At 65.9% G+C, this 22,273-nt stretch carries 28 protein-coding genes; 15 read left to right on the top strand and 13 right to left on the bottom strand.

Going from position 1 to position 22,273, the window contains the following annotated elements; all coding sequences use genetic code 11:
• Window positions 1–148: 148 nt before the first annotated feature.
• The 3 genes from AC3ISA_RS12070 to AC3ISA_RS12060 all read left to right on the top strand — a co-directional run bounded on the left by AC3ISA_RS12070 (window position 149) and on the right by AC3ISA_RS12060 (window position 1,710).
• The gene (locus AC3ISA_RS12070) at window positions 149–499 is read left to right on the top strand and encodes a hypothetical protein (RefSeq protein WP_372693370.1); all 351 of its coding nucleotides are present in this window, start codon (window positions 149–151) and stop codon (window positions 497–499) included.
• A 91-nt stretch (window positions 500–590) separates the two neighbouring features.
• Window positions 591–1,022: a hypothetical protein gene (locus AC3ISA_RS12065; RefSeq protein WP_489178069.1), complete on the top strand. Its 432-nt coding sequence runs from the start codon at window positions 591–593 to the stop codon at window positions 1,020–1,022.
• Between the two features lie 52 nt (window positions 1,023–1,074).
• On the top strand, window positions 1,075–1,710 hold the full coding sequence (locus AC3ISA_RS12060) for a S24 family peptidase (RefSeq protein ID WP_489178068.1): 636 nt from the start codon (window positions 1,075–1,077) through the stop codon (window positions 1,708–1,710).
• Window positions 1,711–1,773: 63 nt separating this feature from the next.
• Here AC3ISA_RS12060 and AC3ISA_RS12055 read toward each other — a convergent pair whose 3' ends face one another.
• The 6 genes from AC3ISA_RS12055 to AC3ISA_RS12030 all read right to left on the bottom strand — a co-directional run bounded on the left by AC3ISA_RS12055 (window position 1,774) and on the right by AC3ISA_RS12030 (window position 5,872).
• Entirely contained in the window at window positions 1,774–2,247 is a 474-nt protein-coding gene (locus AC3ISA_RS12055) for an SH3 domain-containing protein (protein WP_372693373.1), read from the bottom strand.
• 88 nt (window positions 2,248–2,335) lie between these two features.
• Window positions 2,336–2,713 carry a hypothetical protein gene (locus tag AC3ISA_RS12050; RefSeq protein ID WP_489178067.1) on the bottom strand — a complete coding sequence of 126 codons (378 nt, stop codon included), beginning with the start codon at window positions 2,711–2,713 and terminating at the stop codon, window positions 2,336–2,338.
• 61 nt (window positions 2,714–2,774) lie between these two features.
• Window positions 2,775–4,457, bottom strand: a complete 1,683-nt coding sequence (locus AC3ISA_RS12045) for a lysine--tRNA ligase (RefSeq protein ID WP_489178066.1) — start codon at window positions 4,455–4,457, stop codon at window positions 2,775–2,777.
• Between the two features lie 52 nt (window positions 4,458–4,509).
• Window positions 4,510–4,854, bottom strand: coding sequence for a RidA family protein (locus AC3ISA_RS12040; protein WP_135195196.1), 345 nt, complete (start codon window positions 4,852–4,854; stop codon window positions 4,510–4,512).
• 61 nt (window positions 4,855–4,915) lie between these two features.
• A complete protein-coding gene (locus tag AC3ISA_RS12035; RefSeq protein ID WP_489178065.1) occupies window positions 4,916–5,392 on the bottom strand; it encodes a hypothetical protein in 477 nt (158 codons plus the stop codon).
• A gap of 30 nt (window positions 5,393–5,422) precedes the next feature.
• On the bottom strand, window positions 5,423–5,872 hold the full coding sequence (locus AC3ISA_RS12030) for an Lrp/AsnC family transcriptional regulator (RefSeq protein WP_476693358.1): 450 nt from the start codon (window positions 5,870–5,872) through the stop codon (window positions 5,423–5,425).
• Window positions 5,873–6,004: 132 nt separating this feature from the next.
• Here AC3ISA_RS12030 and AC3ISA_RS12025 point away from each other — a divergent pair, with 132 nt between their 5' ends.
• Complete coding sequence (locus AC3ISA_RS12025) at window positions 6,005–7,291, top strand: D-amino acid dehydrogenase (RefSeq protein WP_489178064.1); 1,287 nt, start codon at window positions 6,005–6,007, stop codon at window positions 7,289–7,291.
• Window positions 7,292–7,329: 38 nt separating this feature from the next.
• Here AC3ISA_RS12025 and AC3ISA_RS12020 read toward each other — a convergent pair whose 3' ends face one another.
• The gene (locus tag AC3ISA_RS12020; RefSeq protein ID WP_489178063.1) at window positions 7,330–7,557 is read right to left on the bottom strand and encodes a hypothetical protein; all 228 of its coding nucleotides are present in this window, start codon (window positions 7,555–7,557) and stop codon (window positions 7,330–7,332) included.
• Between the two features lie 161 nt (window positions 7,558–7,718).
• On the opposite strand from AC3ISA_RS12020, the gene queA reads away from it, so the two are divergent.
• Complete coding sequence (gene queA, locus AC3ISA_RS12015) at window positions 7,719–8,924, top strand: tRNA preQ1(34) S-adenosylmethionine ribosyltransferase-isomerase QueA (protein ID WP_489178062.1); 1,206 nt, start codon at window positions 7,719–7,721, stop codon at window positions 8,922–8,924.
• Between the two features lie 248 nt (window positions 8,925–9,172).
• Here the strand turns inward: queA and pdxH are convergent, their stop codons facing one another.
• The gene (gene pdxH / locus AC3ISA_RS12010; RefSeq protein ID WP_489180104.1) at window positions 9,173–9,853 is read right to left on the bottom strand and encodes a pyridoxamine 5'-phosphate oxidase; all 681 of its coding nucleotides are present in this window, start codon (window positions 9,851–9,853) and stop codon (window positions 9,173–9,175) included.
• A gap of 95 nt (window positions 9,854–9,948) precedes the next feature.
• Between pdxH and AC3ISA_RS12005 the strand changes: the two genes are divergently transcribed.
• A complete protein-coding gene (locus tag AC3ISA_RS12005) occupies window positions 9,949–10,683 on the top strand; it encodes a DnaJ C-terminal domain-containing protein (RefSeq protein ID WP_489178061.1) in 735 nt (244 codons plus the stop codon).
• An 8-nt stretch (window positions 10,684–10,691) separates the two neighbouring features.
• Complete coding sequence (aroC, locus tag AC3ISA_RS12000; protein WP_489178060.1) at window positions 10,692–11,777, top strand: chorismate synthase; 1,086 nt, start codon at window positions 10,692–10,694, stop codon at window positions 11,775–11,777.
• Window positions 11,778–11,780: 3 nt separating this feature from the next.
• Here the strand turns inward: aroC and AC3ISA_RS11995 are convergent, their stop codons facing one another.
• A complete protein-coding gene (locus AC3ISA_RS11995) occupies window positions 11,781–11,927 on the bottom strand; it encodes a hypothetical protein (RefSeq protein ID WP_372693385.1) in 147 nt (48 codons plus the stop codon).
• Between the two features lie 99 nt (window positions 11,928–12,026).
• Between AC3ISA_RS11995 and AC3ISA_RS11990 the strand changes: the two genes are divergently transcribed.
• Window positions 12,027–12,368 carry a VOC family protein gene (locus AC3ISA_RS11990; protein ID WP_489178059.1) on the top strand — a complete coding sequence of 114 codons (342 nt, stop codon included), beginning with the start codon at window positions 12,027–12,029 and terminating at the stop codon, window positions 12,366–12,368.
• A 4-nt stretch (window positions 12,369–12,372) separates the two neighbouring features.
• On the opposite strand, the gene AC3ISA_RS11985 is transcribed toward AC3ISA_RS11990, so the two are convergent.
• The 3 genes from AC3ISA_RS11985 to thiE form a co-directional block, all read right to left on the bottom strand.
• Window positions 12,373–13,248, bottom strand: coding sequence for a hypothetical protein (locus tag AC3ISA_RS11985; protein ID WP_489178058.1), 876 nt, complete (start codon window positions 13,246–13,248; stop codon window positions 12,373–12,375).
• 49 nt (window positions 13,249–13,297) lie between these two features.
• Complete coding sequence (locus AC3ISA_RS11980) at window positions 13,298–14,983, bottom strand: sensor histidine kinase (protein WP_372693388.1); 1,686 nt, start codon at window positions 14,981–14,983, stop codon at window positions 13,298–13,300.
• A 63-nt stretch (window positions 14,984–15,046) separates the two neighbouring features.
• Window positions 15,047–15,700: a thiamine phosphate synthase gene (thiE, locus tag AC3ISA_RS11975; RefSeq protein ID WP_372693389.1), complete on the bottom strand. Its 654-nt coding sequence runs from the start codon at window positions 15,698–15,700 to the stop codon at window positions 15,047–15,049.
• Between the two features lie 119 nt (window positions 15,701–15,819).
• Between thiE and AC3ISA_RS11970 the strand changes: the two genes are divergently transcribed.
• The 6 genes from AC3ISA_RS11970 to AC3ISA_RS11945 all read left to right on the top strand — a co-directional run bounded on the left by AC3ISA_RS11970 (window position 15,820) and on the right by AC3ISA_RS11945 (window position 19,940).
• On the top strand, window positions 15,820–16,005 hold the full coding sequence (locus tag AC3ISA_RS11970) for a (2Fe-2S)-binding protein (protein ID WP_135195182.1): 186 nt from the start codon (window positions 15,820–15,822) through the stop codon (window positions 16,003–16,005).
• A 144-nt stretch (window positions 16,006–16,149) separates the two neighbouring features.
• A complete protein-coding gene (gene bfr / locus AC3ISA_RS11965; RefSeq protein WP_135195181.1) occupies window positions 16,150–16,650 on the top strand; it encodes a bacterioferritin in 501 nt (166 codons plus the stop codon).
• 69 nt (window positions 16,651–16,719) lie between these two features.
• Window positions 16,720–17,280, top strand: coding sequence for a tryptophan-rich sensory protein (locus tag AC3ISA_RS11960; RefSeq protein ID WP_489178057.1), 561 nt, complete (start codon window positions 16,720–16,722; stop codon window positions 17,278–17,280).
• 101 nt (window positions 17,281–17,381) lie between these two features.
• Complete coding sequence (efp, locus tag AC3ISA_RS11955) at window positions 17,382–17,948, top strand: elongation factor P (RefSeq protein WP_489178056.1); 567 nt, start codon at window positions 17,382–17,384, stop codon at window positions 17,946–17,948.
• A gap of 106 nt (window positions 17,949–18,054) precedes the next feature.
• Window positions 18,055–18,858 carry an inositol monophosphatase family protein gene (locus AC3ISA_RS11950; RefSeq protein ID WP_372693392.1) on the top strand — a complete coding sequence of 268 codons (804 nt, stop codon included), beginning with the start codon at window positions 18,055–18,057 and terminating at the stop codon, window positions 18,856–18,858.
• A gap of 53 nt (window positions 18,859–18,911) precedes the next feature.
• Window positions 18,912–19,940, top strand: coding sequence for a glycerophosphodiester phosphodiesterase family protein (locus AC3ISA_RS11945; RefSeq protein WP_489178055.1), 1,029 nt, complete (start codon window positions 18,912–18,914; stop codon window positions 19,938–19,940).
• Between the two features lie 13 nt (window positions 19,941–19,953).
• Here the strand turns inward: AC3ISA_RS11945 and AC3ISA_RS11940 are convergent, their stop codons facing one another.
• Window positions 19,954–21,825 (bottom strand): ABC transporter transmembrane domain-containing protein, encoded by a 1,872-nt coding sequence (locus tag AC3ISA_RS11940; RefSeq protein ID WP_489178054.1) that lies wholly within the window; start codon window positions 21,823–21,825, stop codon window positions 19,954–19,956.
• A 151-nt stretch (window positions 21,826–21,976) separates the two neighbouring features.
• On the opposite strand from AC3ISA_RS11940, the gene rpmE reads away from it, so the two are divergent.
• Window positions 21,977–22,201, top strand: a complete 225-nt coding sequence (gene rpmE, locus AC3ISA_RS11935) for a 50S ribosomal protein L31 (RefSeq protein ID WP_159845257.1) — start codon at window positions 21,977–21,979, stop codon at window positions 22,199–22,201.
• The last annotated feature ends 72 nt before the right edge of the window (window positions 22,202–22,273 follow it).

The following is a 22,273-nucleotide window of genomic DNA, read 5'->3' as shown; positions in this document are numbered from 1 at the left end:
GCCGAGATTCCCGCAGATGTTGAACTTCACCGCCATCCTTATGGCGGCGCTTCAACGCGCGATTGCCGCACCTATGAAAATATCTCTACCAACCATGGTTAAAACGTGATAACCATAAGTCTCTCGTAACCTTATCTGAGGGGCTTTCATGGACCGCACTGAAGTCGTCACCAGCGTTGCTGGCGATCTGCATGCTACCGAACTCGCGATCGACGCCGCGATCACTCAGGCGACGACGCTGGTTCAATCCTTCATCGGCGCCCGCGCCGCCCTGTCGCTGTCGCCGGTCAGCGGCACGGTCGCCCAGGCCAAGGCCATGGAAACGATCGCCGCCCTGTCGGCCGCGCGCGAGTCCATCGTGGCCTGCCACGCCGAACTGCAAAAAGACCACCGCCGCCTCGGTTACGGCACCTATGCCGCTGGTCCCGTGGCGAAGCCGGACGATTGGCTGGACCCCAAGTCCGCTCTCACGCCGACCCACCTGCACCGCGTCGCGTGAATTCTTGGTAAGCTTGGCTTACCGAGATTTCAGTTTGACCTGACTTCGGTCATTATCGCCCCTGCGCATTCCTGCGCGGGGGCGATTTGTCATGCTCAATATCGCTTACGCGATCATTGGCGCGGTCTTCATGGTCGGCATGGCGCTGTTTGCCTTTCTTAAGGGGGGCTCAGCCGAACGCATGGGCGCAGGCGCCTACCTGTTCGCCTGGTTTGCGACCATCGTCATGCAGGAAAACAACGGATTTCGCGGCGTTCCCGTGGGAATGTTCCTTATCGATCTGGCGCTCTTGATCGTCTTCATCGGCATAAGCTGGCGGTATCGCCAATCTTGGCCGGTATGGGCCAGCGGCCTACAACTGATTGCGGTCATGTCGCACATCATGATCCTTACCGGACAACCGATCATGGTGGGATCGCTCTATACAGTCGTGAATCTGATCGGCTATCTGATCATCATCTGCATCATCATCGGCACATTCTACGCTTGGCAGGAACGCCGAGCCGCTGCGATGAATAGGTAGAAATTCCTAACTTCCCATCGTATCCTGTGGACGAATCGGTCGCCGGAACGCCATGCCGCTATCGCACGCCAAACTGTGGAAGGCTGTCGACAACCTGGCGCGACGTGAAGGCCTGACGCCGTCAGGATTAGCCCGCCGCGCCGGTCTGGACGCCACCAGCTTCAACCCCTCCAAACGTTTTGGTCCGGGCGATCCACCGCGTCCGCGCTGGCCATCGACCGAAAGCATGACCCTGGTGCTCCAGGCGACCGGGGTGTCGCTCTCCGACTTCGCGATCCTGGCCGATGATGCACCGGATAGACCCACCACCGTGCCGCTTCTCGGTTTGGCCAAGGCGGGACAGGACGGCTTTTTCGACGATGCCGGCCTGCCGATGGGGGAAGGCTGGGACCAGACCGAGCTGCCTCGCGCCAAGGACACCCTGTTCAGTCTGAAGATCACCGGCGATTCCATGTCGCCGCTCTATCGCGAGGGCGACCGGGTCATCGTCGATCAAGACGCGACGCGCGTACGACGCGGCGACCGGGTTGTGGCCCGGCTGACGACCGGCGAGACCGTCGCCAAGGAGGTGACCAGCCTGACCAGCCGTGCGGTCACCCTGTCCTCCATCAATCCGGAATATCCGCCCCGCGTCGTGCCGCGTCGCGAAATCGAATGGATGGCCCGCATCCTGTGGGTCAGTCAGTAAGCGCCAGCAGAAAGCCCCGCCCGGCGAACCGGACGGGGCTTTCGATGATCTTGGGTAAAGAGACTAGTTGGCCGAGACGTAGTTGGCGTTCACCCAACCGCCGCCGGCGATCTGAACCCACTCGCCTTGCGAACCGATGGCGGTGAAGGGCTGGCCTGCCGACAGGGTGCCCGCCTGGCGATAGTTGGTGCCGGGACCGCTGCGGATACGCAGGTTGGACGAGGCGCGATATTGCGAGCCGTTCGACGTGGCCGCGGCACGCGTCCGCTGCTGGTTACAGCCGATGTATGAACCGGCCGCGGCGCCAGCGCCCGCACCGACGATGGTGCCGGCGGTGCGCTCGTTACGCGCCAGGTTGGAACCCACCACGCCGCCGACGACGGCGCCGATCAGGGCGCCCGCACGCTGGCGACCACCGGGGGCGTCGCAGTTGGTCACGCCATTGGCTTGAGCCTGGGCGGCCATCGGTGCGGCCGTCACCATGGCGGCCAGAGCAGCAGCCGTAGCCAGACCGGTCTTGAAAATCTTGTTCGACATAACTCTTCTCCTGTCAGCGCGTTTGCCGATGAGAAGAGAATGCCTGGACGAACCTGAAGGCTCCCGGAGCTTCGCCGTTATTTTCGGTTCATGTTTGCGCGCGTGCGCTTCTGCGTCGCTCGATCAACCGACGCGCCGCATTCGTGTCCCGCTCGATCAGGTGTTTGCGCCTTGCGAATTGAAAGTCCAGCACGCGCGCCCACAGATGCAGCAACCGATCCTGGGTGACGAAGACCGTCACCGCCTCCACCTCGGGCGGCGTTCCCCAAGCCTGCGCCAATTTCGCCAGATGCTGGACAGTGGCATCGTCGGTCATGGGCTCGCATTCGACGATCCAGTCCCATGCGCACAGGTCCGGTCGCTCGGTGACCAGGCCAACCGTCGCCTCCAGCACCTTGTCGGCCGATCCGGCGGAGACCAGGTCCAGCCACAGGATCCGCGTCTGCTCTTCGATCTCGTAATGCAACGTCGCCTCCCCGGCTACGCGCCCATCCAAAAGCGTTCGGGTTAACAATCCTGACGCAAGGTCAAGGTTGCGCCAGTTTCCCGTTCGCCCCCGCCTCGATCAGTTCAATGGTCTGCGGCAGGCCATAGATGGCCGCGAACGAGCCGAAGCGCGGCCCCTGGCTTGCGCCCAGCAAGACCTCGTAAAGCGCCCCGAACCAGGCTCGCAGCGGCTCGAACTCATGCGTCTTGCCCACCGCATAGACCTCGTTCTGGATCAGCTCGCCATCGGTCGTGTCCGACGGCAGGGCCCTAAGCCGCCCAGCGAGGTCCAGCAGCGCTGTCTTCTCCTTGTCGTCCGGCAGGCGATACGACTTCGAGGGCTTCACGAAGTCCTCGTAATAATTCAGCGCCGACCCCATCAGCCGATCTAGCAGCGGCTCGTTCTGCGGCGTCGCCTCGGGCAGGTATTTGGCGAAATAGGCCCATAGCTGGTCCTTGGTCGAGGCGTTGGCCACGCCGACCAGGTTCAGAAGCAGGGCGAACGACACCGGCGACGTGTGGGTCGGCGGATCGCCCGCATGGATCGACCAGACGGCGTTGTCGATCCGCTTGGCCGGCTCCTGCGTCTTGTAGCTTTCGATGAAGGCTAGGTAGTCGTCGATCGCGCGCGGGATGACGTTGAAGTGCAGGCTCTTGGCCGACTTCGGCGACTGGAACATGTACCAGGACAAGCTCTCGGGCGTGCCGTAGCGCAGCCACTCGTCCATCGTCAGGCCGTTGCCCTTGGACTTGGAGATCTTCTTGCCCTCGATGTCGAGGAAGAGCTCGTAGTTGAAGCCTTCCGGCGGTGTGCCGCCCAGGGCGCGGCAGACCTTGGAGCTTTCACGCACGCTTTCGATCAGGTCCTTGCCCGACATCTCGTAATCGACGTCCAGTGCGACCCAGCGCATGGCCCAGTCGGGCTTCCATTGCAGCTTCACATGGCCGCCGGTGACCGGAACCTCGGTGCGGTTACCCGGCTCACCTGCGGGGTCTTCGAAGGTGATCGTCCCCTTCTCGACATCGCGCGCCAGCGTCGGCACCTGAAGCACATGGCCGGTGATGGGGCTGACCGGAAGGAAGGGCGAATAGGTCGCGCGCCGCTCTTCGCCCAGAGTCGGCAGCATGATGGCCATGACCGCGTCGAACCGCTCCAGCAGCGTCAACAGCGTCGCGTCGAACCGGCCGGACTTGTAGGTCTCAGTCGAGCTCATGAACTCGTAGTCGAAGCCGAAACCGTCCAGGAAGGCCTGCAGCCGAGCATTGTTGTGCGCCCCGAAACTGTCGTGCGTGCCGAACGGGTCGCGCACACGCGTCAGCGACAGGTGCAGGTCTTCGCGCAGCATATCCGGGTTCGGGATGCCCTCGGGCACCTTGCGCAGCCCGTCCATGTCGTCGCTGAAGGCGATCAGGCGCGTCGGCCAATGGTCGCCGGTCAGGGCGCGAAAGGCGTTGCGCACCATGGTCGTGCGGGCGACCTCGCCGAAGGTGCCCATGTGCGGCAGGCCCGACGGGCCATAGCCGGTCTCCAGGATCACCGGACGCTGCAAGGCGGGAAAAGCCGCCAGAGCTTCATCCGCCTTGCCCGCGTCGATCAGCAGTTTCGCCGCATCCCGCTCGGCGTCGGTCAGACGCTTCTTCAGCACATGGGCCAGCAGATTGCGGGCTTGTTCGAACGGCCAGGACTTGGCCTCGCGGGCGAGGGTTTCGAGGTTCTGCAACATGTTGGCGGTTTGCAGTCTGCATACCGCCCGGTCAACCGCTTAGCCGCAGGGATCAGCCCTTGGCGGCGATGACGATGACTTCGACCAGATAGTCCGGCGACGCCAGTCGGCTTTCGCCTGTGGCGCGGGCGGGCGGATTGGCGGTATCGACCCAGGCGTCCCAGACGCTGTTCATCGCGTCGAAATCGCCGATGTCGGCCAGCCAGATCTGGGCCATCAGGATTTTCGACTTGTCGCTACCGGCCTCCGCCAGCAAGGCCTCGACCTCGGCCAGAGCCGTCTTCGTCTGGGCGATCACGTCGTCGCCGGGCTCCCCGACTTGGCCGGCCAGATAGATGGTGTCGCCGTGAATGACGGCTTCGCTCATGCGGGCGCCGGGTTGGATACGGGTGATCATGACGGGTTCCTCTGGAGATGCTGTCGCACCTATCGCCGCCAGTTCCTCGCCTGTCGAGCGCTTAGCGGCGGCTGAACCGCGCGACCGTCAGGCCGACGACCAGCGCGCCCGCCCCGACGATCACGGCGTCCTCGATCAGACCGCTGCGGGTCTGGCCGATGCGGGCCATGGCCTTCTTGCGACCGGCCAGCGTCAGATAGGCCAGCGGCACGGCGGTCGCGACGGCGACGCCGGCGCCCAGCTTCTCCTTGCCACGCGGCGCCAGGGCCGATCCCGCGATGCCGGCGCTCATCACCCGCGCCAGCAGGCCCAGGAAGACCGTGCGATCCGGCGCCGACTTCATCTTGTCGCCGAATAGCTCGCCAACGCCCATCAACAAGGCCCCGAACTTGAACAGCGGCTGGTTCAGCAGGAAGACCCGCCCCGGCGTCGGCTTGTGCGCCAACTCGGCCGCCGCGATGGCGGCCATCGGGGTCATGGATCGGGCGCTGGCGACGGCGCCGATGAGAGCGGAGGGCAACAGTTCGGTGATATTCATGTCGTCTGAACACCGCACGACGCCGAGGGTTCAGCCGCGCGCCGCCAGAACGTTTCGGATCGCCAGGCTGGAGTGGATGCGCGACACCCCCGGCAGGCGCGACAGCACGTCCTTGTGGATCACCTCATAGGCCGCGATGTCGGGCGCCACAGCCCGCACGATATAGTCCGCCTCGCCCGCCATCAGATAGCAGTCGCGGATCTCGGGGTGGTTGCGCACCGCCGCCTCGAAACGGCGCATATGGTCGTCGGTCTGTTTCTCCAGCGTGATCTCCACATAGGCCACCACCCCGTCGTCGGCGTCATTGGCCAGGACGGCGGCATAGCCCCGGATCACGCCGCGCTCCTCAAGCCGTCGCACCCGGCGCAGGCAGGCAGAGGGCGACAGACCGACCGCAGAGGCCAAGTCTGCATTGCTCACGCGGCCATCAGCGCGAAGGCGTTGGAGAATGCGCTGGTCGATGGGATCAAGCAGGGCCACAAGTTTCCACCTTTCGACCGCAGATTATTGCGTCGCATATCTACCAGCCGCAGATCGTTGCGCAAACAGGCAGGATCATCGACCGATGCGAGGGTAACTTCGCTGACGATCAACACGGTTCGGAAGCGTCACATGCAGGTTCTGGTTCTGGGTTCCGGCGTCATCGGCGTCACCACCGCCTGGTATCTCAGCCAGGCGGGGCATGAGGTGACGGTGGTGGATCGCCAGGCGGGTCCGGCGCTGGAAACCAGCTTCGCCAACGCCGGTCAGGTTTCGCCAGGCTATTCCGCCCCCTGGGCCGCGCCGTCGATCCCGGTCAAGGCGATGAAATGGCTGTTGATGCGCCACGCCCCGCTGATCGTGCGGCCCCGGCTGGACATGGCCATGGTGCGCTGGACCGTCGCCATGCTGCGCAACTGCACCCACGACCGCTATGCGCTGAACAAGAGCCGCATGGTGCGTCTGGCCGAATACAGCCGCGACCAGCTGGACCTGCTGCGCCGCGACACCGGCATCGCCTATGACGGTCGCCAGCAGGGCACGCTGCAACTGTTCCGCACCGAAAAACAGTTGGCCGACGTGCACAAGGACGTGGATGTGTTGAAGGCCGCAGGCGTCCCGTGCGAGGTTCTGGACCGCGCCGGCTGCATCGCCGCCGAGCCGGGCCTCGCCGCCTCCGATGTCGATTTCGTCGGAGGGCTGCGCCTGCCGCATGACGAGACCGGCGACTGTTTCCTGTTCACAAACGCCCTGGCGAAGCTGGCGGCGGAGCGGAGCGTGGTCTTCCATCACGAGACCGAAATCCACGCCATCACGACCGCGGACGGTCGCGCGACCGGCGCCCTGACCAGCAAGGGGGCGATGTCCGCCGATCTGGTCGTGCTGGCGCTGGGTTCCAATTCGCCGATGATGGCCAAGCCTTTGGGCCTGAATCTGCCCGTCTATCCGGTAAAGGGCTATTCGATCACGGCCCGGATCCTGGACGCCGACCGCGCGCCGGTCTCCACCGTCATGGACGAAAGCTACAAGGTGGCGATCACCCGCTTGGGCGACCGCATTCGCGTCGGCGGCATGGCCGAGCTCTCGGGCTACAACAACACCCTGCCCGCCCTGCGCCGTGAGACCTTGGCTCATTCGGTCGGCAGCCTGTTCCCCGGCGGCGGCGACCTGGCGGGCGCCAGCTATTGGTCCGGCCTGCGTCCGATGACGCCGGACGGCACGCCCGTCATCGGCGCGACCAAGATCCCCGGCCTCTATCTGAACACCGGCCACGGCACCTTGGGCTGGACCATGGCCTGCGGCTCGGCTCGCGTCCTGGCCGACATGATCGACGGCCGGTCGCCCGAGATCGACGCGCACGACCTGTCCCTGAACCGTTATGGCGTCTGGGCGGGAGCGTTCGCGCCGGGGTATGCTTAAGATCTGTCACGCATTGATTGCGTCAGTGTTCTAGCTTGCTAGAAATCGTCTGACGGAGGCGACATGTCAGCACCAAACCACCACGACGAATCATCGAGGCTGAAGCTACGATTATCGTGGCGGTGGATGAGAGGTTCTGCGGCAATACTCACCTTGGCGAGCGGCTTTGCCTGCATGGCCGCCCTTCTTGGACTTTTGATTTTCGCAACCAGATTGCTCCTCCCTGAAGATGGTGACGGCAATCCCTTGTGGGCCTTGGCTTTCATGGCAGGAGCTGTCGCCACCGCGTGGATTTTCTACGTCCTAGCAGGTTGGGCGCGGCGGCAGCGTTAGCCCCCAAGGCGCGGTCTTATTTCTACTCGGATCAACGTCAGGTCGATCATCCAGCTCATGGCGCACCTCGTTCGACGCTCGTATAGAGCGCTCGATGAAGACCGCCGATTTCGATTTCGACCTGCCTGAAGACCGGATTGCGCTGCGTCCGGCCGATCCGCGAGACTCTGCGCGACTGCTGGTCGTGAAGGGCGGCGCGCTGGACGATCGGGTCATCCGCGACCTGCCGGACGTCCTGCAAGCCGGCGACGCGCTGGTGTTCAACGACACGCGGGTGATCCCCGCCCGTTTGTCGGGCGTGCGCCAGCGCATAGGCCCCGAGGGCGAAACCCTGACGGTCGAGGTCGAGGCGACGCTGCACCACCGCGACGCTCCTGATGTCTGGTCCGCCTTCATGAAGCCGGGCAAGCGCATCAAACCGGGCGACCGGATCGTCTTTTCATCCCTTCTCCCCTCGGGGGAGAAGGTGGATCGCGAAGCGAGACGGATGAGGGGGCTGCCCGACGCGGACTCAACCTCAACCGCAGAGATCGCGGACACAGCCCCCTCATCCGAGCCCTCCGGGCCCACCTTCTCCCCCGAGGGGAGAAGGATGTTGGAGGCGACCGTCTTGTCCAAAGGCGACGACGGTCTGATCACCCTGACGTTCGACCTGTCCGGCCCGGCCCTGGACGACGCCATCCGCGACGTGGGCGTCATGCCCCTGCCGCCCTACATCGCCGCCAAAAGGCCCGAGGACGACCGCGACCGTTCGGACTATCAGACCGTCTTCGCCGAGCATGACGGGTCGGTCGCGGCGCCGACGGCGGGGCTTCATTTCACCCCGGCCCTGCTCGACGCCATCCGCGCCAAGGGCGCCTCGACCCATGCTGTAACCCTGCATGTCGGCGCCGGCACCTTCCTGCCGGTCAAGGCCGACGATCTGGCCGACCACAAGATGCACAGCGAATGGGGCGAGGTGTCGCCTGAGACCGCCGCCGCCCTGAACGCCGTCCACGCGAACGGCGGCCGCATCGTTTGCGTCGGCACCACCAGCTTGCGTCTGCTGGAAAGCGCCACGGCCGAGGACGGCGAGATCCGGCCCTTCCACGGCGACACGGCCATCTTCATCACGCCCGGCTATCGGTTCCGGGCGGTCGATATATTGATGACCAACTTCCACCTGCCAAAGTCGACGCTGTTCATGCTGGTCAGCGCCTTTGCGGGCAGCGAGACGATGAAGGCGGCCTACGCCCACGCCATCGCGGACGGCTATCGGTTCTATTCCTACGGCGACGGATCGCTGCTGTTCCGCGCCTAGAGCCATCGACGCTTGAGTTGATGCGGGCCTGCAAGGCGTTCATCACAACGGGCACAACGAGGTCACAGCGAACACGACGAGACCGAACGCGCGTCGGCTCGTCTCAACTCCATGTCCAGGCCGTAGATCGATCTGCGGCTTCGCCGCCGCAGGCCATCAAGACGTTCCGAACCGGGCACAGCTCCGTCGTGTTCGCTGTGACCTCGCCGTGACCTTTGTGACGAACCTTGTTCTGAACTGCACTAGCGTCAGGGCCACAGGCGGCCCGACCGCCAGGCCTCGCCGTCGCGGTCGAACCGCAGTCGGTCATGCAGGCGGAACGGCCGATCGCGCCAGAATTCGACCGATTGCGGCACGACGCGCCAGCCGGTCCAGTGGGACGGGCGCGGCACGTCCTGTCCGTCGAAGCGCGTCGTTTCGCGACCGACGGCTTCTTCCAGCACCGTGCGATCCGACAGCGGTCGTGACTGATCCGAGGCCCAGGCGCCGATCCGGCTTTCGCGGGCGCGGCTGGCGAAATAGGCATCGGCCTCAGCCGCCGAAACCGGCTCGACCGCGCCGCGCACCCGCACCTGGCGCCGCAGCGACTTCCAGTGGAAGGTCAGGGCGGCGGCGGCGCAACCGGCCAGTTCGAAGCCTTTGGCGCTCTCGCTGTTGGAATAGAAGGTGAAGCCGCGCGCATCGACATCCTTGAGCAGGACGATCCGCGCATCCGGCAGGCCATCCGCATCGACCGTGGACAGGGTCATGGCGTTGGCGTCGTTCGGCTCGTGCGCGCGCGCATCGGCCAGCCATTCGACGAACAGACCGATGGGTTCGGCGCGCGTGAAGATCGTCTCGTCGCCATTGGCGGCCAGGGCGGCGGCGTAGTCGCGGGCGTATTCCTCACGCGACGGGCTGGGCGGGATCACGGATGCGGTCATGCTGATGATCTAGCGCCTGCGGGCCATGCTGGGAATGATCGCGGTCAAAAAGCAAATCACGGTTAACCGCCCATTGACCCTGATGGGCGAACGGTGACGGCATGAGCGCGCATGGTCACCCCTCCGATGTTTCCGGCGTCCGCGAGGCCCTGTCGACGCTGGGTCTCAGCGGCGATGTCGATGCCGCCGCGCTGAAGACCGCCTTCCGCGCGGCGGTCAAGGCGGCGCGCCCTGACCAGGCCGGCGGCGACGCCGAGCGGTTCCGGCGCGTGATCGCCGCCTATCGCCTGATCCAGGCGCATCAGCCTGCCCGCCCGGCTCTGTCCGCCCCCAAGCAGCGTCCCGCGCCTGCGCCGGTCCTGGTGCTCAGCCCGATGCAGGCCATCGCCGGTGCGCGTGTCGAACTGCGGCTGGGCGCGCGGACGGTGCGGGTCATGGCGCCGGCGGGCCTGCGAAGCGGCGATCATCTGCGACTGCGGCGCGGCGCGGTAGATGGCGGCGACCTCTATCTGTCGGTCCTGATCCGGCCCGAGGACGGGCTGTCGGTCGTCGGCGACGACATCTTCATGACCTGGCCCACGGAACAGCGCCTGATGGCCGACGGCGGGCGGGTCGAGATCGAGACCCACGCGGGCACGCGCTCGGCCTGGATCACGGCGGACATGGCCGCACCGGTGCGGGTTCGTTTGAAAGGCCTGGGCCTGCCGGCGCGCGGATCGCGTGAGGCCGGACATCTGTTCGTGACGCTGACGCCGTCGTCGGACGTGCCGTCGGCGGCGGAAGACCTGTTGCTGCGGTTCACGCGGGTCTGGACGCAGGAGCGTCTGGCGGCATAAGTCACCGCATGTCGCACAATACCTTCGGCCATCTGTTTCGCGTAACCACCTGGGGCGAGAGCCACGGGCCGGCCATCGGTTGCGTCGTGGACGGTTGCCCGCCGATGATCGCTCTGACCGAGGCGGACATCCAGCCTTGGTTGGACCAGCGCAAGCCAGGCGGCAGCCGCTTCGTGACCCAACGCAAGGAAAGCGACACGGCGCGCATCCTGTCGGGCGTCTTCGACGACGGCGACGGCCCCGTCACCACCGGCACGCCGATCTCGATCCTGATCGAGAACGAGGACCAGCGGTCCAAGGACTATGGCGAGATCGCCCGCGCCTATCGGCCGGGCCACGCCGACTATGCCTACCAGACCAAATACGGCGTGCGCGATCACCGGGGCGGCGGACGGTCCTCGGCGCGCGAGACCGCCAGCCGCGTGGCGGCCGGCGCCGTGGCCCGCAAGGTGCTGGGCGAAGGCGTCAGGATTCGTGCGGGCGTGGTGCAGATCGGGGCCCACCGGATCGCCCCGGATCAGGTCGATTTCGACGCCGTATCCGGCAATCCGCTGTTCGCCGCCTCGGCCGAGGTCGTGCCCGCCTGGGAGGCCTATCTGGACGGCGTTCGCAAGGCCGGGTCGTCGGTCGGCGCCGTCGTCGCTCTGGAGGTCACCGGCGTTCCGGCCGGCTGGGGCGCGCCGATCTATGGCAAGCTGGATTCCGAACTGGCGGCGGCCCTGATGTCGATCAACGCCGCCAAGGGGGTCGAGATCGGCGCCGGCTTCGAGGCGGCCGAACTGACGGGCGAAGAGAACGCCGACGAGATGCGGCTGGACCTGAACAAGCAGCCGGTCTTCCTGTCGAACAAGGCGGGCGGCGTGCTGGGCGGGATTTCGACGGGCCAGCCGGTGACGGCGCGGGTGGCGTTCAAGCCCACATCGTCGATCCTGACCCTGCGCCAGACGGTTACGCGCGACGGCGAGGAGACGGACCTGCGCACCAAGGGACGCCATGATCCCTGTGTCGCGCTGCGCGCCGTGCCGGTGGTGGAAGCCATGGCCGCCTGCGTCCTGGCCGACGCCTTCCTGAGGCACCGCGCCCAGGTCGGATAGGCGTCAGCGGGGCGGTCGGGGCGTCGTAGCGATCATCGACTGAAGGGCTGGCGTGCGGCTTGCGGCGGCTTTCAACGGTCGGCCGACCGGCCGCTCGTCCTGCCGCATCAAGGCCATGAGGCCCGTCATTCCCGTCGTCATCACGATCATCGCTCGACTCCTGCAACTGCGAACCGTTTGCAGGTTTGCGCATGTTCGGGCGTCGTGCAAGAGGGATCGGTCGGTGGCGTCGAACTGAGGAGATCAACCGTGCGTGAAGACGGAAAGCTGGACTATCTCGAACTGCCCGCCGCAGACTTAGCCGCGACCAAGGAATTCTACAGCCAGGCGTTCGGCTGGACCTTCGTGGATTACGGCCCGACCTATGCGGCCTTCGATCAGGGGCTGGACGGTGGGTTCGACGCCGACCAGGCCGAACGGACCAAGACGCCCCTGCCCGTCCTGTACGCCCATGACCTGGAAGCCATGCTGGCCAAGGTCGAGGCGGCCGGCGGCCAAATCCTGAAGCCGATCTACGCCTTCCCCGGCGGTCGCCGATTCCACTTCGCCGATCCCGCCGGGACCGAAATGGCGGTCTGGTCCGAGGGCTGACGGCTCAGTGGGCGTCGATGGACTGGCCGATCCGTTCGGCCAGATCGCGGTCGGCGCCGGTGACGCTGGCGATCCAGGCATGGATTTCCTTGGGGGCGGTCGCGCGCTGGAAAAGATGTTCCATGGCCAGACGTCGCCCGCCCTCCGTCACCACCACCGAAGCCCTGCCGCCGGCGCGCACCATCTCGCCGTCATAGATCGGAAACTGCGATGACGGTCCGGCGTAGATCATCAGCAAGGTCTGATCGCCGCGCTGAACGCGATAGATATTGGCGTCGGCACCGGCCCGCGCAGGCGTGATGGTCAGACCCGCTGGTAACTCTATCCTGAACGGCAATGCGGCGATGGCTGCGGCGTCGAGCGCGGCAGGCGCAGGCGCTGCGGATGGCGGCGTCGCTGTGACGGGTGCGGGCGTCGTGGCTTGCGGTGCAGCGGTGGTCGGCGCCGGTCGCGGGGTCCCGGTTGAAGCAGAGGGCGGTTGCGACGCGGCGGGCGCCATCGTCGTTCGACCAGGCGCCTGCGTCGAACGTGGCGCCGATGGTATCGTCGGCGCCGAGCGCGGCGTCGCAGCCAGACTTTGACCGATGGGAGGCAGGGTTTGCGTCGTCGCCCCGCTGGGCGTCTGGGCCGGTCGTTGCGCCGGAGATGTCGTCGGCGCCGGGCGAGGCGTCGCCGCTGGACTCTGACCAATCGGCGGCAAGGTCTGGGTCGTGGTGCGGGCCGGGGCCTGAATCGGCGTCGAACTTGCGCTGGACGAGGCTGGCGGCGTCACGGCCGACGATGGGGCGCTGTTCAGATCGCGCGTCAGATCGGAAGACGAGCGTTGAGGCGGCGTCGTCGCCTGTCCTGAAATCAACAGAGCAGCGGCAAGGGCGATCATGGGCATGTCCCGACAATCGCGCGGCGACGCTCCGACCGCAAGCGCGACCTCACGCCTTGGGCAACAGAGCCCAGAAGGTGGCGCCTTCGCCCGGCGCCGAGATCACGCCGATGGACCCGCCCTGCAACTCCACCAGCCGCTTGGCCAGCGCCAGACCCACGCCGTGACCCTCGACCGTCGAACGCTCCAGGCCAAGGCGGTTGAAGGGTTCGAACAGTTGGGCCTGCTTCTGGACGGACAGGCCGGGGCCGAAGTCGGTGACCTCGATCCGCACACAGTCGTCCTCGCGCAGCGCACGAAGAATGACGCGCCCGCCGGAACTGCCGTATTTCAAGGCGTTGATCGTCAGATTGGTCACGACCTGCGCCAGACGCTGGGAATCGGCGATGGCGATCAGGCCGTCGCCTTCGCACATCACTTCTATGGCGACCTTGTAGGCATCCGGTCGCAAGAGGCAGGTGCGACGCACATCCTCAAGCAGTCCCGGAATGTCGGTCGGGCGCAGTTCCACCCTGACGGCCCCGGATTCGGCGCGGGCCACGTCCAGCAGATCATGGGCCAGGGTCTCGACCTGACGGGCGGTCGCGACCAGCATCTCGGACATTTCAGCCTGCTGGGGCGTGATCGGGCCGAGCTGCCCCTGACGCCACAGGTCGCCGATGCCGATGATGCCGGCGACCGGGCTCTTGATCTCGTGCGCGACGTTGGCGAGCAGGCGGGACTTGGCCTCGGACGCCTTTTCCGCACGCTCGCGACCGAGACGCGCGCGCTCGGCCAGCAAATCGCGTTCTTCCAGAAGTGAAGCCACCAGCAGAACCGGCATATAGCCGACCAGCACCAGCATCTGCGCCATCATCACCTGTTCGGGAAGCGATCCTTGACTATAGGGGCCGTGGCCGATCATCGCCCCGCCCACCAACAAGAAGCTGACGACGACGAGGGTGAAGGCTATGCCCGCCACGCCCAACCGCACGGCAATGGCCAGCAACAAGGGCAGCAGCATGAACCCCATGGGAGTGCTGCCCGCAAAGGCGACATACCAGAAGACGGGAATGAGCCCCACCAGGACGGCGGCCTCGACCATTTTCGCCGGTCGAAGAAGTTTTTTGAGCGTGGTGCGCGTCAGCGATAGCCCCATGGAGCCGAGCACGGCGATGCCAAGCGCATGACCGAACCACCAGGTCTGAAACCCCTGCCAGATCTCCCCCTGTCCCATCTGATTCAGGATGACCAAACTGGCCAGCGCCGCCGGGATGGGCGCGATGACGGCGGCGACGAACAGGAAGCTGACGGCGCCGTTCAGGCTAGACAGGTTCAGCGTCGGCGAGAACCGCCGCGCCAGTAGGACCGCAGCCACGATCTCGATCATATTGACGATGGTGAAGGCCAGCGCCAGCGCCGGATTGTTGCCGGCGATGATCTCGCCGATCAGGATGCTGACGGTCAGGACCCCCGCAAACGTCAGGTCGCTGTTGCGGCCGCGGCTGGTCCGCAACCATACAGCGACCGCGACGCCGCTGGCGCCCCACAGACCTGCGACCAGTCCTGCCGAACGACCATAGGCGATGGCCAGGGCGACGAGGATCGCGACCGCCACTCCGGTCAGCACAGGCACAAGAGGCTGGAAGGGGTGGTGGCCGTCGTTCAGGTCAATCGGCTGCTGGCCAACCTCCGGCGTCGTCGTCGAAGACGAGATAGGCGGGTCGTCGCTGTTGAGCGCGCGGCTCATGATCATGGAACCGTCCCGACCGAATAGAGGCGGGGTAAAAGACCACAGGGTTCCTAATATCCCCTGAAGTCAGAACTTCAACCTTTGATTGAACAACTTGACCGCTTCGGCTGCGCCTTCTCCGTAACCCCAGACGCCGTTGCTGACGGCGACGAAGTCCGCGCCTGCACGCGCCAGCTCAGCGGCATTATCGACGGTGACGCCGCCGATGGCGACGCAAGGGGTCTCGACCGTGTCCTGCCAAACCGTCAGGATTTCCAGATCCGGACGATAGACCGTCTCTTTTGTGTCCGTGGGATAAAAAGCGCCGAAGGCGACATAGTCCGCCCCGCCCTCGGCCGCGTCCCAAGCCAGGTCGCGGTCGTCGTGGCAGGTGACGCCGATCATGGCGTCCGACCCCAGGATGCGCCGCGCCTCGGTGAGCGAGCCGTCCTCCTGACCGATGTGAACACCGTCGCACCCTGTTTCGCGGGCCAGGTCCGGTCGGTCGTTCAACAGGACGGCCACGTCATGGCGACGGGCGATGGGGGCCAGCGCCGCGACCGCCGCGCGGATCGTGGCATCGTCCGCAGGCTTCAGCCTGATCTGCAGGGCCGCGACATCGCCGGCCGCCAGGGCCTGATCCAGGGTCTCGGCGAAGGCGCTCAGGTCCGCGATCGCGGGCGGCGTGATCAGATACAGCCGGCAAGGTGGTCGGGCGGGGACGGTGGGTGTTCTGGCCATGCCCGTCCTTGCCTCCCCCCGCGACGATCCGTCAATGTTCGAGCCATGCGAACGACTTGCAATCGCCTTAACTCATGCTATAGCGAACCATTCTCAGTCGATGGAACGTGTAGCGCCTCGTGTACGTCTGTAACTGTAACGGTCTTCGCCAACGTGATGTCGCCCAGGCCATAGAGGCCGGGGCCTGCCGTCCGCGCGACATCTTCGCGCGCAACCAGTGCCAGGCCCAGTGCGCCAAATGCGTCTGCGAAATGCGCCAGATGATCCAGGACAGCCGCGAAGCGTTCGCACTCGCAGCAGAATAGTCCTCAGCTGCGCTCGCGGCCGAAAATCACTCGCACTATCAATGTAGTGATAAAAACTCGCAAATAAACAACGCGCGTTTTACTGTGGTATTGCCTCGCTCAACAGACGGCGAATGCGCCGTGGCGAGACCAAGGACCATGGCCATGAAGGGCGACCCCGCAATCCTGCGCACGCTGAACGCAGTGCTCACCAACGAACTGACGGCCGTGAACCAGTATTTTCTGCATGCGCGCATGTTCGAAAGCTGGGGCCTGTCGCACCTCGGCAACGTGATCTACGAAGAATCGATCGGCGAAATGAAGCACGCCGATATGCTGATCAAACGCATCCTCTTCCTGGATGGCCTGCCGAACCTTCAGGACCTGCACAAGCTGAAGGTCGGCGAGGATCCGATCGAATGCCTGGGCGCCGATCTTCAGCTGGAGCTGGACAGCCGCGCCACGACCGCCGCCGCCGTGACCCAGTGCGAGGAGACCCGCGACTACGTCAGCCGCGATCTGCTGATGAAGATCCTGGCGGATACCGAGGAGCACATCGACTTCCTCGAAAACCAGCACAAGCTGATCGAACTGATGGGCGCGCAGAACTATCTGCAATCGGCCATGAAAGAGATCGTCACCGACAGCGCCGCGACCGGCAACTAAGCTCTGCCTTCTGACGGAACTCCGGTCCGCTCCGGTCATTAGCCTTTCAGGGCCAAGCTGGAGCGGACCATGACCGATATCGACGAAGCGATCGACGACGTGCGCGACGCCGCCATGGACCTGCTGAACAGCGAGGGCCGCAGCGCGGGTCACGTGGTCGCCGGGATCGCCCTGACGGTCGGGTTTGCCCTGCTCGCTCATGGCATCGCCTCGGGCGCTCTGAAACCAAAGCGCAATCTGAAACAGGTCCGCAACAAGGACCTGCCGATTACCGAAAAGCCCCAGGGCGCCTTCAGCCTGATCTTGCCGGCCGTTTTCTCGGCGACGACGTTGTCTGCCGTTCGGGTGTGGAACGCCCCGCCACAGCGCGAGCGCACCACCGCCATGGGCCTGTGGGTCGCAGCCCAGACCGTCAACGCCGTCTGGCTGGGCCTGCGTCCATCATCGATGGCGCGTCAGGTGATCGCGGCCATGTCATCGGCGGGCCTCGCCGCCGCGTTCGCCCATGAGGCGCGCAAACTGAACGAAGGCGCGGGCAAGATGGCCGCGCCGACGGGATCGGGCATCCGTTTCGGCAACTTCCTGCATCGCAAGGTGGACGACGCGTCGCGCGAGCGCACGCTGCATTAGGCCCGGCTTGCCCTTTATCGGGGCTTCCTCTAGGGATCGCGCCCTATTCGCCACGCCTCGACATGGGCGCGTGAGCGCAACCCTATTCCCGATGTGACCCCATGAAGATCAACGGCAACACCATCAAGCCCGGCATGGTCCTGCAAGTGAACAACGGCCTGTGGGTCGTCACGAAAGCCAGCCACGTCAAGCCCGGCAAGGGCGGCGCCTTCGCCAACGTCGAGGCCAAGAACCTTGAGACCGGCAACAAGCTGAACGAACGCTTCCGCTCGGAAGACAAGGTCGAGCGCGTCACGCTGGAGCAGAAGGACTTCTCCTATCTGTTCGACAACGGCGACAGCCTGGTCTTCATGGACGACGGCACCTACGAGCAGATCGAGCTGCAAAAGGACTGGGTGGGCGAGGACCGCATCCCCTATCTGCAAGAAGGCATGAAGGTCGTCATCGAGATGCACGAAGAGCGTCCGATCGGCCTGTCGCTGCCGGATCAGGTCGTGCTGGAGGTCGCCGAGACCGAGCCGACTGTTAAGGGCCAGACGGCCTCGTCCTCCTACAAGCCGGCGCTGGCGTCCAACGGCGTGCGCATCATGATCCCGCCCTATATGTCGGCCGGCGAGCGTATCGTCGTCGATACCGAGACCGGCGAATACGTCCGCCGCGCGGACTGACACTCGATACCGCCGACCCTGGTCCAGGGCCGGTTCCTTCCTTGAACTTCTCCGCATGTCCGGGCCAGAGCGCCTTTTCAGGACATGCGGACCAGGAGATCCGCCGATGGCCCTCGCTTCCGCCCTGCTCCAAGTCATGCTCGACGCGGTGCGCAAGACCGCCCGCCCCATGCTCCGCGACTTCGGCGAGGTCTCGCAGTTGCAGGTGTCGCGCAAGGGCCCCGGCGACTTCGTCACGGCCGCCGACCTGAAGGCCGAGGACACCCTCTACGAACTGCTGATGAAGGCCCGCCCGGGCTACGGCTTCCTGGGCGAGGAGCGCGGCATGATGGAGGGGACCGACAAGTCCCACACCTGGATCGTCGATCCGATCGACGGCACCACCAACTTCATGCACGCCATGCCCCACTTCGCCATCACGGTGGGGCTGGAGCGCCGCGCGCCCGACGGCTCGTCCGAGATCGTCGCCGGCGTGACCTACAACCCCGTCATGAACGAGCTGTTCTGGGCCGAAAAGGGCAAAGGCTGCTATCTGAACGATCACCGCATCCGCGTCGCCGGTCGTCGCGACCTGTCGGAAAGCCTGATCGCCACCGGCCTGCCCTTCATCGGCAAGTCAGGCCACGCCCAAGCCATCAAGGACATCCACGCCGTGGGCCAGCGCGTCGCCGGCATGCGCCGTCTGGGCTCGGCTGCGCTGGATTTCGCCTGGGTCGCGGCCGGCCGCTATGACGCCTTCTATGAGCGCAACCTGAGACCCTGGGACGTGGCGGCGGGCATCCTGTTCGTCACCGAGGCCGGCGGCAAGGTGACGACCATCGAGAACGACGGCGATCCCAAGACGGGCGTGTCCGTTTTGGCCAGCAACAGCGAACTGCACCCGCAGCTGCGCAAGGTGCTGCAGGGCTAAGACCTCAGTCTGGTCGTCATGGGGCTGTCGCGCCCCTGCCCTATCCATCGGGCATGATCCGCGCCATCGTCACCGCCCTCGCCCTCCTTGTCGGAACGCCCGCCCTGGCCCAGCCCCTGATCATCGCCCACCGCGGCGCGTCCGGCGAGCGGCCGGAGCATACGCGCGCGGCCTATGAGTTGGCGGTCGAACAGGGCGCGGACGTGATCGAGCCGGATCTGGTGCTGACCAGAGACGGCGTCTTCGTGGATCGGCACGAGAACGAGATCGGCGGCACGACCGACGTCGGCGACCGGCCCGAGTTCGCAGACCGCAAGACGACCAAGACCATCGACGGCGTCCCGACTACCGGCTGGTTTACCGAAGACTTCACCCTGGCCGAACTGAAGACCCTACGGACCAAGGAACGGTTGCCCGCCTTCCGCCCCGGCAGCGCGACCTTCGACGGACAGGAGCCGATCCTGACCTTCGACGAGGTGGTCGCCATCGCCCGCGCGGCCTCAGCGCGAACCGGCCGGACCATCGCCGTAGCGCCGGAGCTGAAGCATCCGACCTATTTCGCCGGGATCGGCCTGCCGATGGAGGACGCCTTCGTCGCCGAACTGGAACGGCTGGACCTGAAGGGCGCGGACGCACCCGTAATCATCCAGTGTTTCGAGGTCGGGCCGCTGGAGCGTCTGGCCCAGCGGATCGACACGCCCCTGGCCCAGTTGGTCAACAGCAGAGGATCCCCGGCGGACCGACCGGACATGACCTATGCCCAGATGATTACGGCCGAAGGTTTGCAGGCCATGGCCGCCTATGCCGCGTGGGTCGCGCCGGAGATGACCCTGGTCCTGCCGCGCGACGCGGAGGGCCGCACGACCGCGCCCAGCGCCCTGGTCGGCGACGCCCATGCGGCGGGGCTGAAGGTCGTGATCTGGACCCTGCGAGCCGAGAACGCCTTCCTGCCGGCCGAGCGGCGGCGGGGCGAAGGCCTGGCCGAGCACGGCGACATGGCGGGCTATGCCGCCGCCTTTGCCGAGGCGGGGGTAGATGCGATCTTCAGCGACTTCCCGGCGCTGGCGCTCGCAGGCCTTTAGCCCAAGCGTAGGCCTAACCTGCCCGGAACTGCAGTTCGGCCAGACGCGCATAGAGGCCGCCCTTGGCCACCAGTTGGTCGTGCGTGCCTTCTTCAACCACGCGGCCATCGTCCATGACGACGATGCGATCGGCCCGAAGGACGGTGGCCAGGCGGTGGGCGATGACGATGGTGGTGCGTTCCTCCATGGCCTGGTCGAGGGCGACCTGGACCAGGCGTTCGCTTTCGGCGTCCAGGGCGCTGGTGGCCTCGTCCAGCAGCAGGATGGGCGCGTCGCGGACCAGGGCGCGGGCGATGGCCAGACGCTGGCGCTGGCCGCCGGACAGGCTCTTGCCGCGTTCGCCGAGCGGGGTGTCGAAGCCTTGAGGCAGGGCGTCGATAAAGCCCAGGGCCTGGGCCTTGTCGGCGACGATCCGGGCTTCTTCCAGGGTGGTCGCTTCGCGACCGAAACGGATGTTCTCCAAGGCCGAACCCGAGAACAGCGGCGTTTCCTGGGACACCCAGGCAAAGCGGTCGCGCACGGCAACGGGATCGGCCTGGCGCACATCGACGCCATCGACCGAGACCATGCCGGTCTGCGGATCATAGAAGCGCAGGAGCAGGCGGAAGACGGTGGACTTGCCCGCGCCCGATGGACCGACCAGGGCGACGGTCTCGCCCGGCCGCACGGTCAGGCTGAACCCCTTCAGGGCCGGCAGGTCGGGACGGCCCGGATAAGAGAAGCCGACGGCCGACATCGACACCTCGCCGCGCGGGGGCGTAGGCAGGGCCGTGGCATGGGCCGGGGGCGCGATGCCGGCGACGGCCCGCATCAGCTCCTCGATCCGCTCCATGGCGCCGGCCGCCTTTTGCACGTCGCCCCAGCTTTCGCCCAGGGCGCCCACGGCCCCGGCGGCGAACACTGACAGCAGCACGAACTGAAGCAGGGCGCCCGGCGACATGACGCCGGCGACCACGTCCTGAGCGCCCAGCCACAGCACCAGGGTTACGCCCCCGAACATGACGACGATGATCAGAGCGGTCATCCAGGCCCGCGCCCGCATCCGGGTCAGCGAGGCGGAGAAGGCGTCCTCGACCGCCGCGCCGAAGCGGGCGATGGCGCTCTGTTCACGACCGAAGGCCTGCACCGTCTCGATGGCGTCCACGCTCTCGCCGGCGAAGCCGACGGCGTTGGCGAACCGGTCCTGGGACGTGACGGTCAGCTTCCTGACCTTGCGGCCGAAGATAAAGATCGGACCCAGCAGGAAGGGCACGATCAGCAGGACGAAGCCGGTCAGCTTGGGGCTGACGAAGAACAGCAGGGCCACGCCACCGATCAGGGTCAGGAAGTTGCGCAGCGCATAGGAGATCGAGGTCGTCATCAGCGTCTCGACCAGGGCGATGTCCGTGGTCAGGCGCGACAGCACCTCGCCCGTGCGCATGTGAGCGTAGAAGGAGGGGTCCAGCGTCAGGATGCGCCCGAACAGACCCTTCCTCACATCAGCGATGACGCGCTCACCCGTGCGGGTGACGAAATAGTAGCGGGCGGCCGTCGCCAGGCCCAGGAACAGGGCGTTGGCGCCCAGCAGCAGGAACCAGATGTTCAGATTGGCGCCGCCGGCCTCGAACCCATGGTCGATGGCCCCGCGCGCCAGGGCCGTCAGACCCAGGGAGGCGGCGGTGGACAGCAGCAGCCAGAAGACCGCCATCAGGGCATGGCCCTTATGCCGCATCGCAAAGGGAATCAGTCGGGCCAGCGGCCGGATGTCGCGACGCTTGGCGCGTTTGCCGCCCGCCTCGGCCATCTGGTCGGCCAGCAGGGCGCCGGCGCTGGGCCGCCCTTCTACAGTCGCCGCGCCCGAAGCGCGGTTGGCGGAGTGGGCGGATGCGGCGGTGTGATCGGTCATTTCGCCCGCCTCTTGCCCCGGAACGCCCCCCGGTGTAAACGCCGGCCCTCATTCCCGCCGGCCCTTTCCCTAAAAAGGAGTGGGGGCGGGTTTCTCATTTCACGCGCACCGACGGTCGGCATCGTCATCGCGCAGAGACCGGACGACGACCATGAAAGCGGATACGCACCCCGACTATCACTTCATCACCGTGGTGATGACCGATGGCAGCTCCTACCAGACCCGTTCGACCTACGGTAAGGAAGGCGACACGCTGAACCTGGACATCGATCCGTCGACCCACCCGGCCTGGACCGGCGGCAACGCCCACCTGCTGGACCGTGGCGGCCGCGTCTCGCGCTTCAACAACAAGTTCGCCGGCTTCATCAAGAAGTAAGCGCGTCTTGGCTGCGACATGTCGCAGCAAACAGCCTACCAAGGGCGTCGGTCGCAAGGCCGGCGCTTTTTG

It is taken from the genome of Brevundimonas sp. KH_058 (genome assembly GCF_057838505.1).
This window is presented reverse-complemented; position numbering and strand designations above follow the sequence as displayed.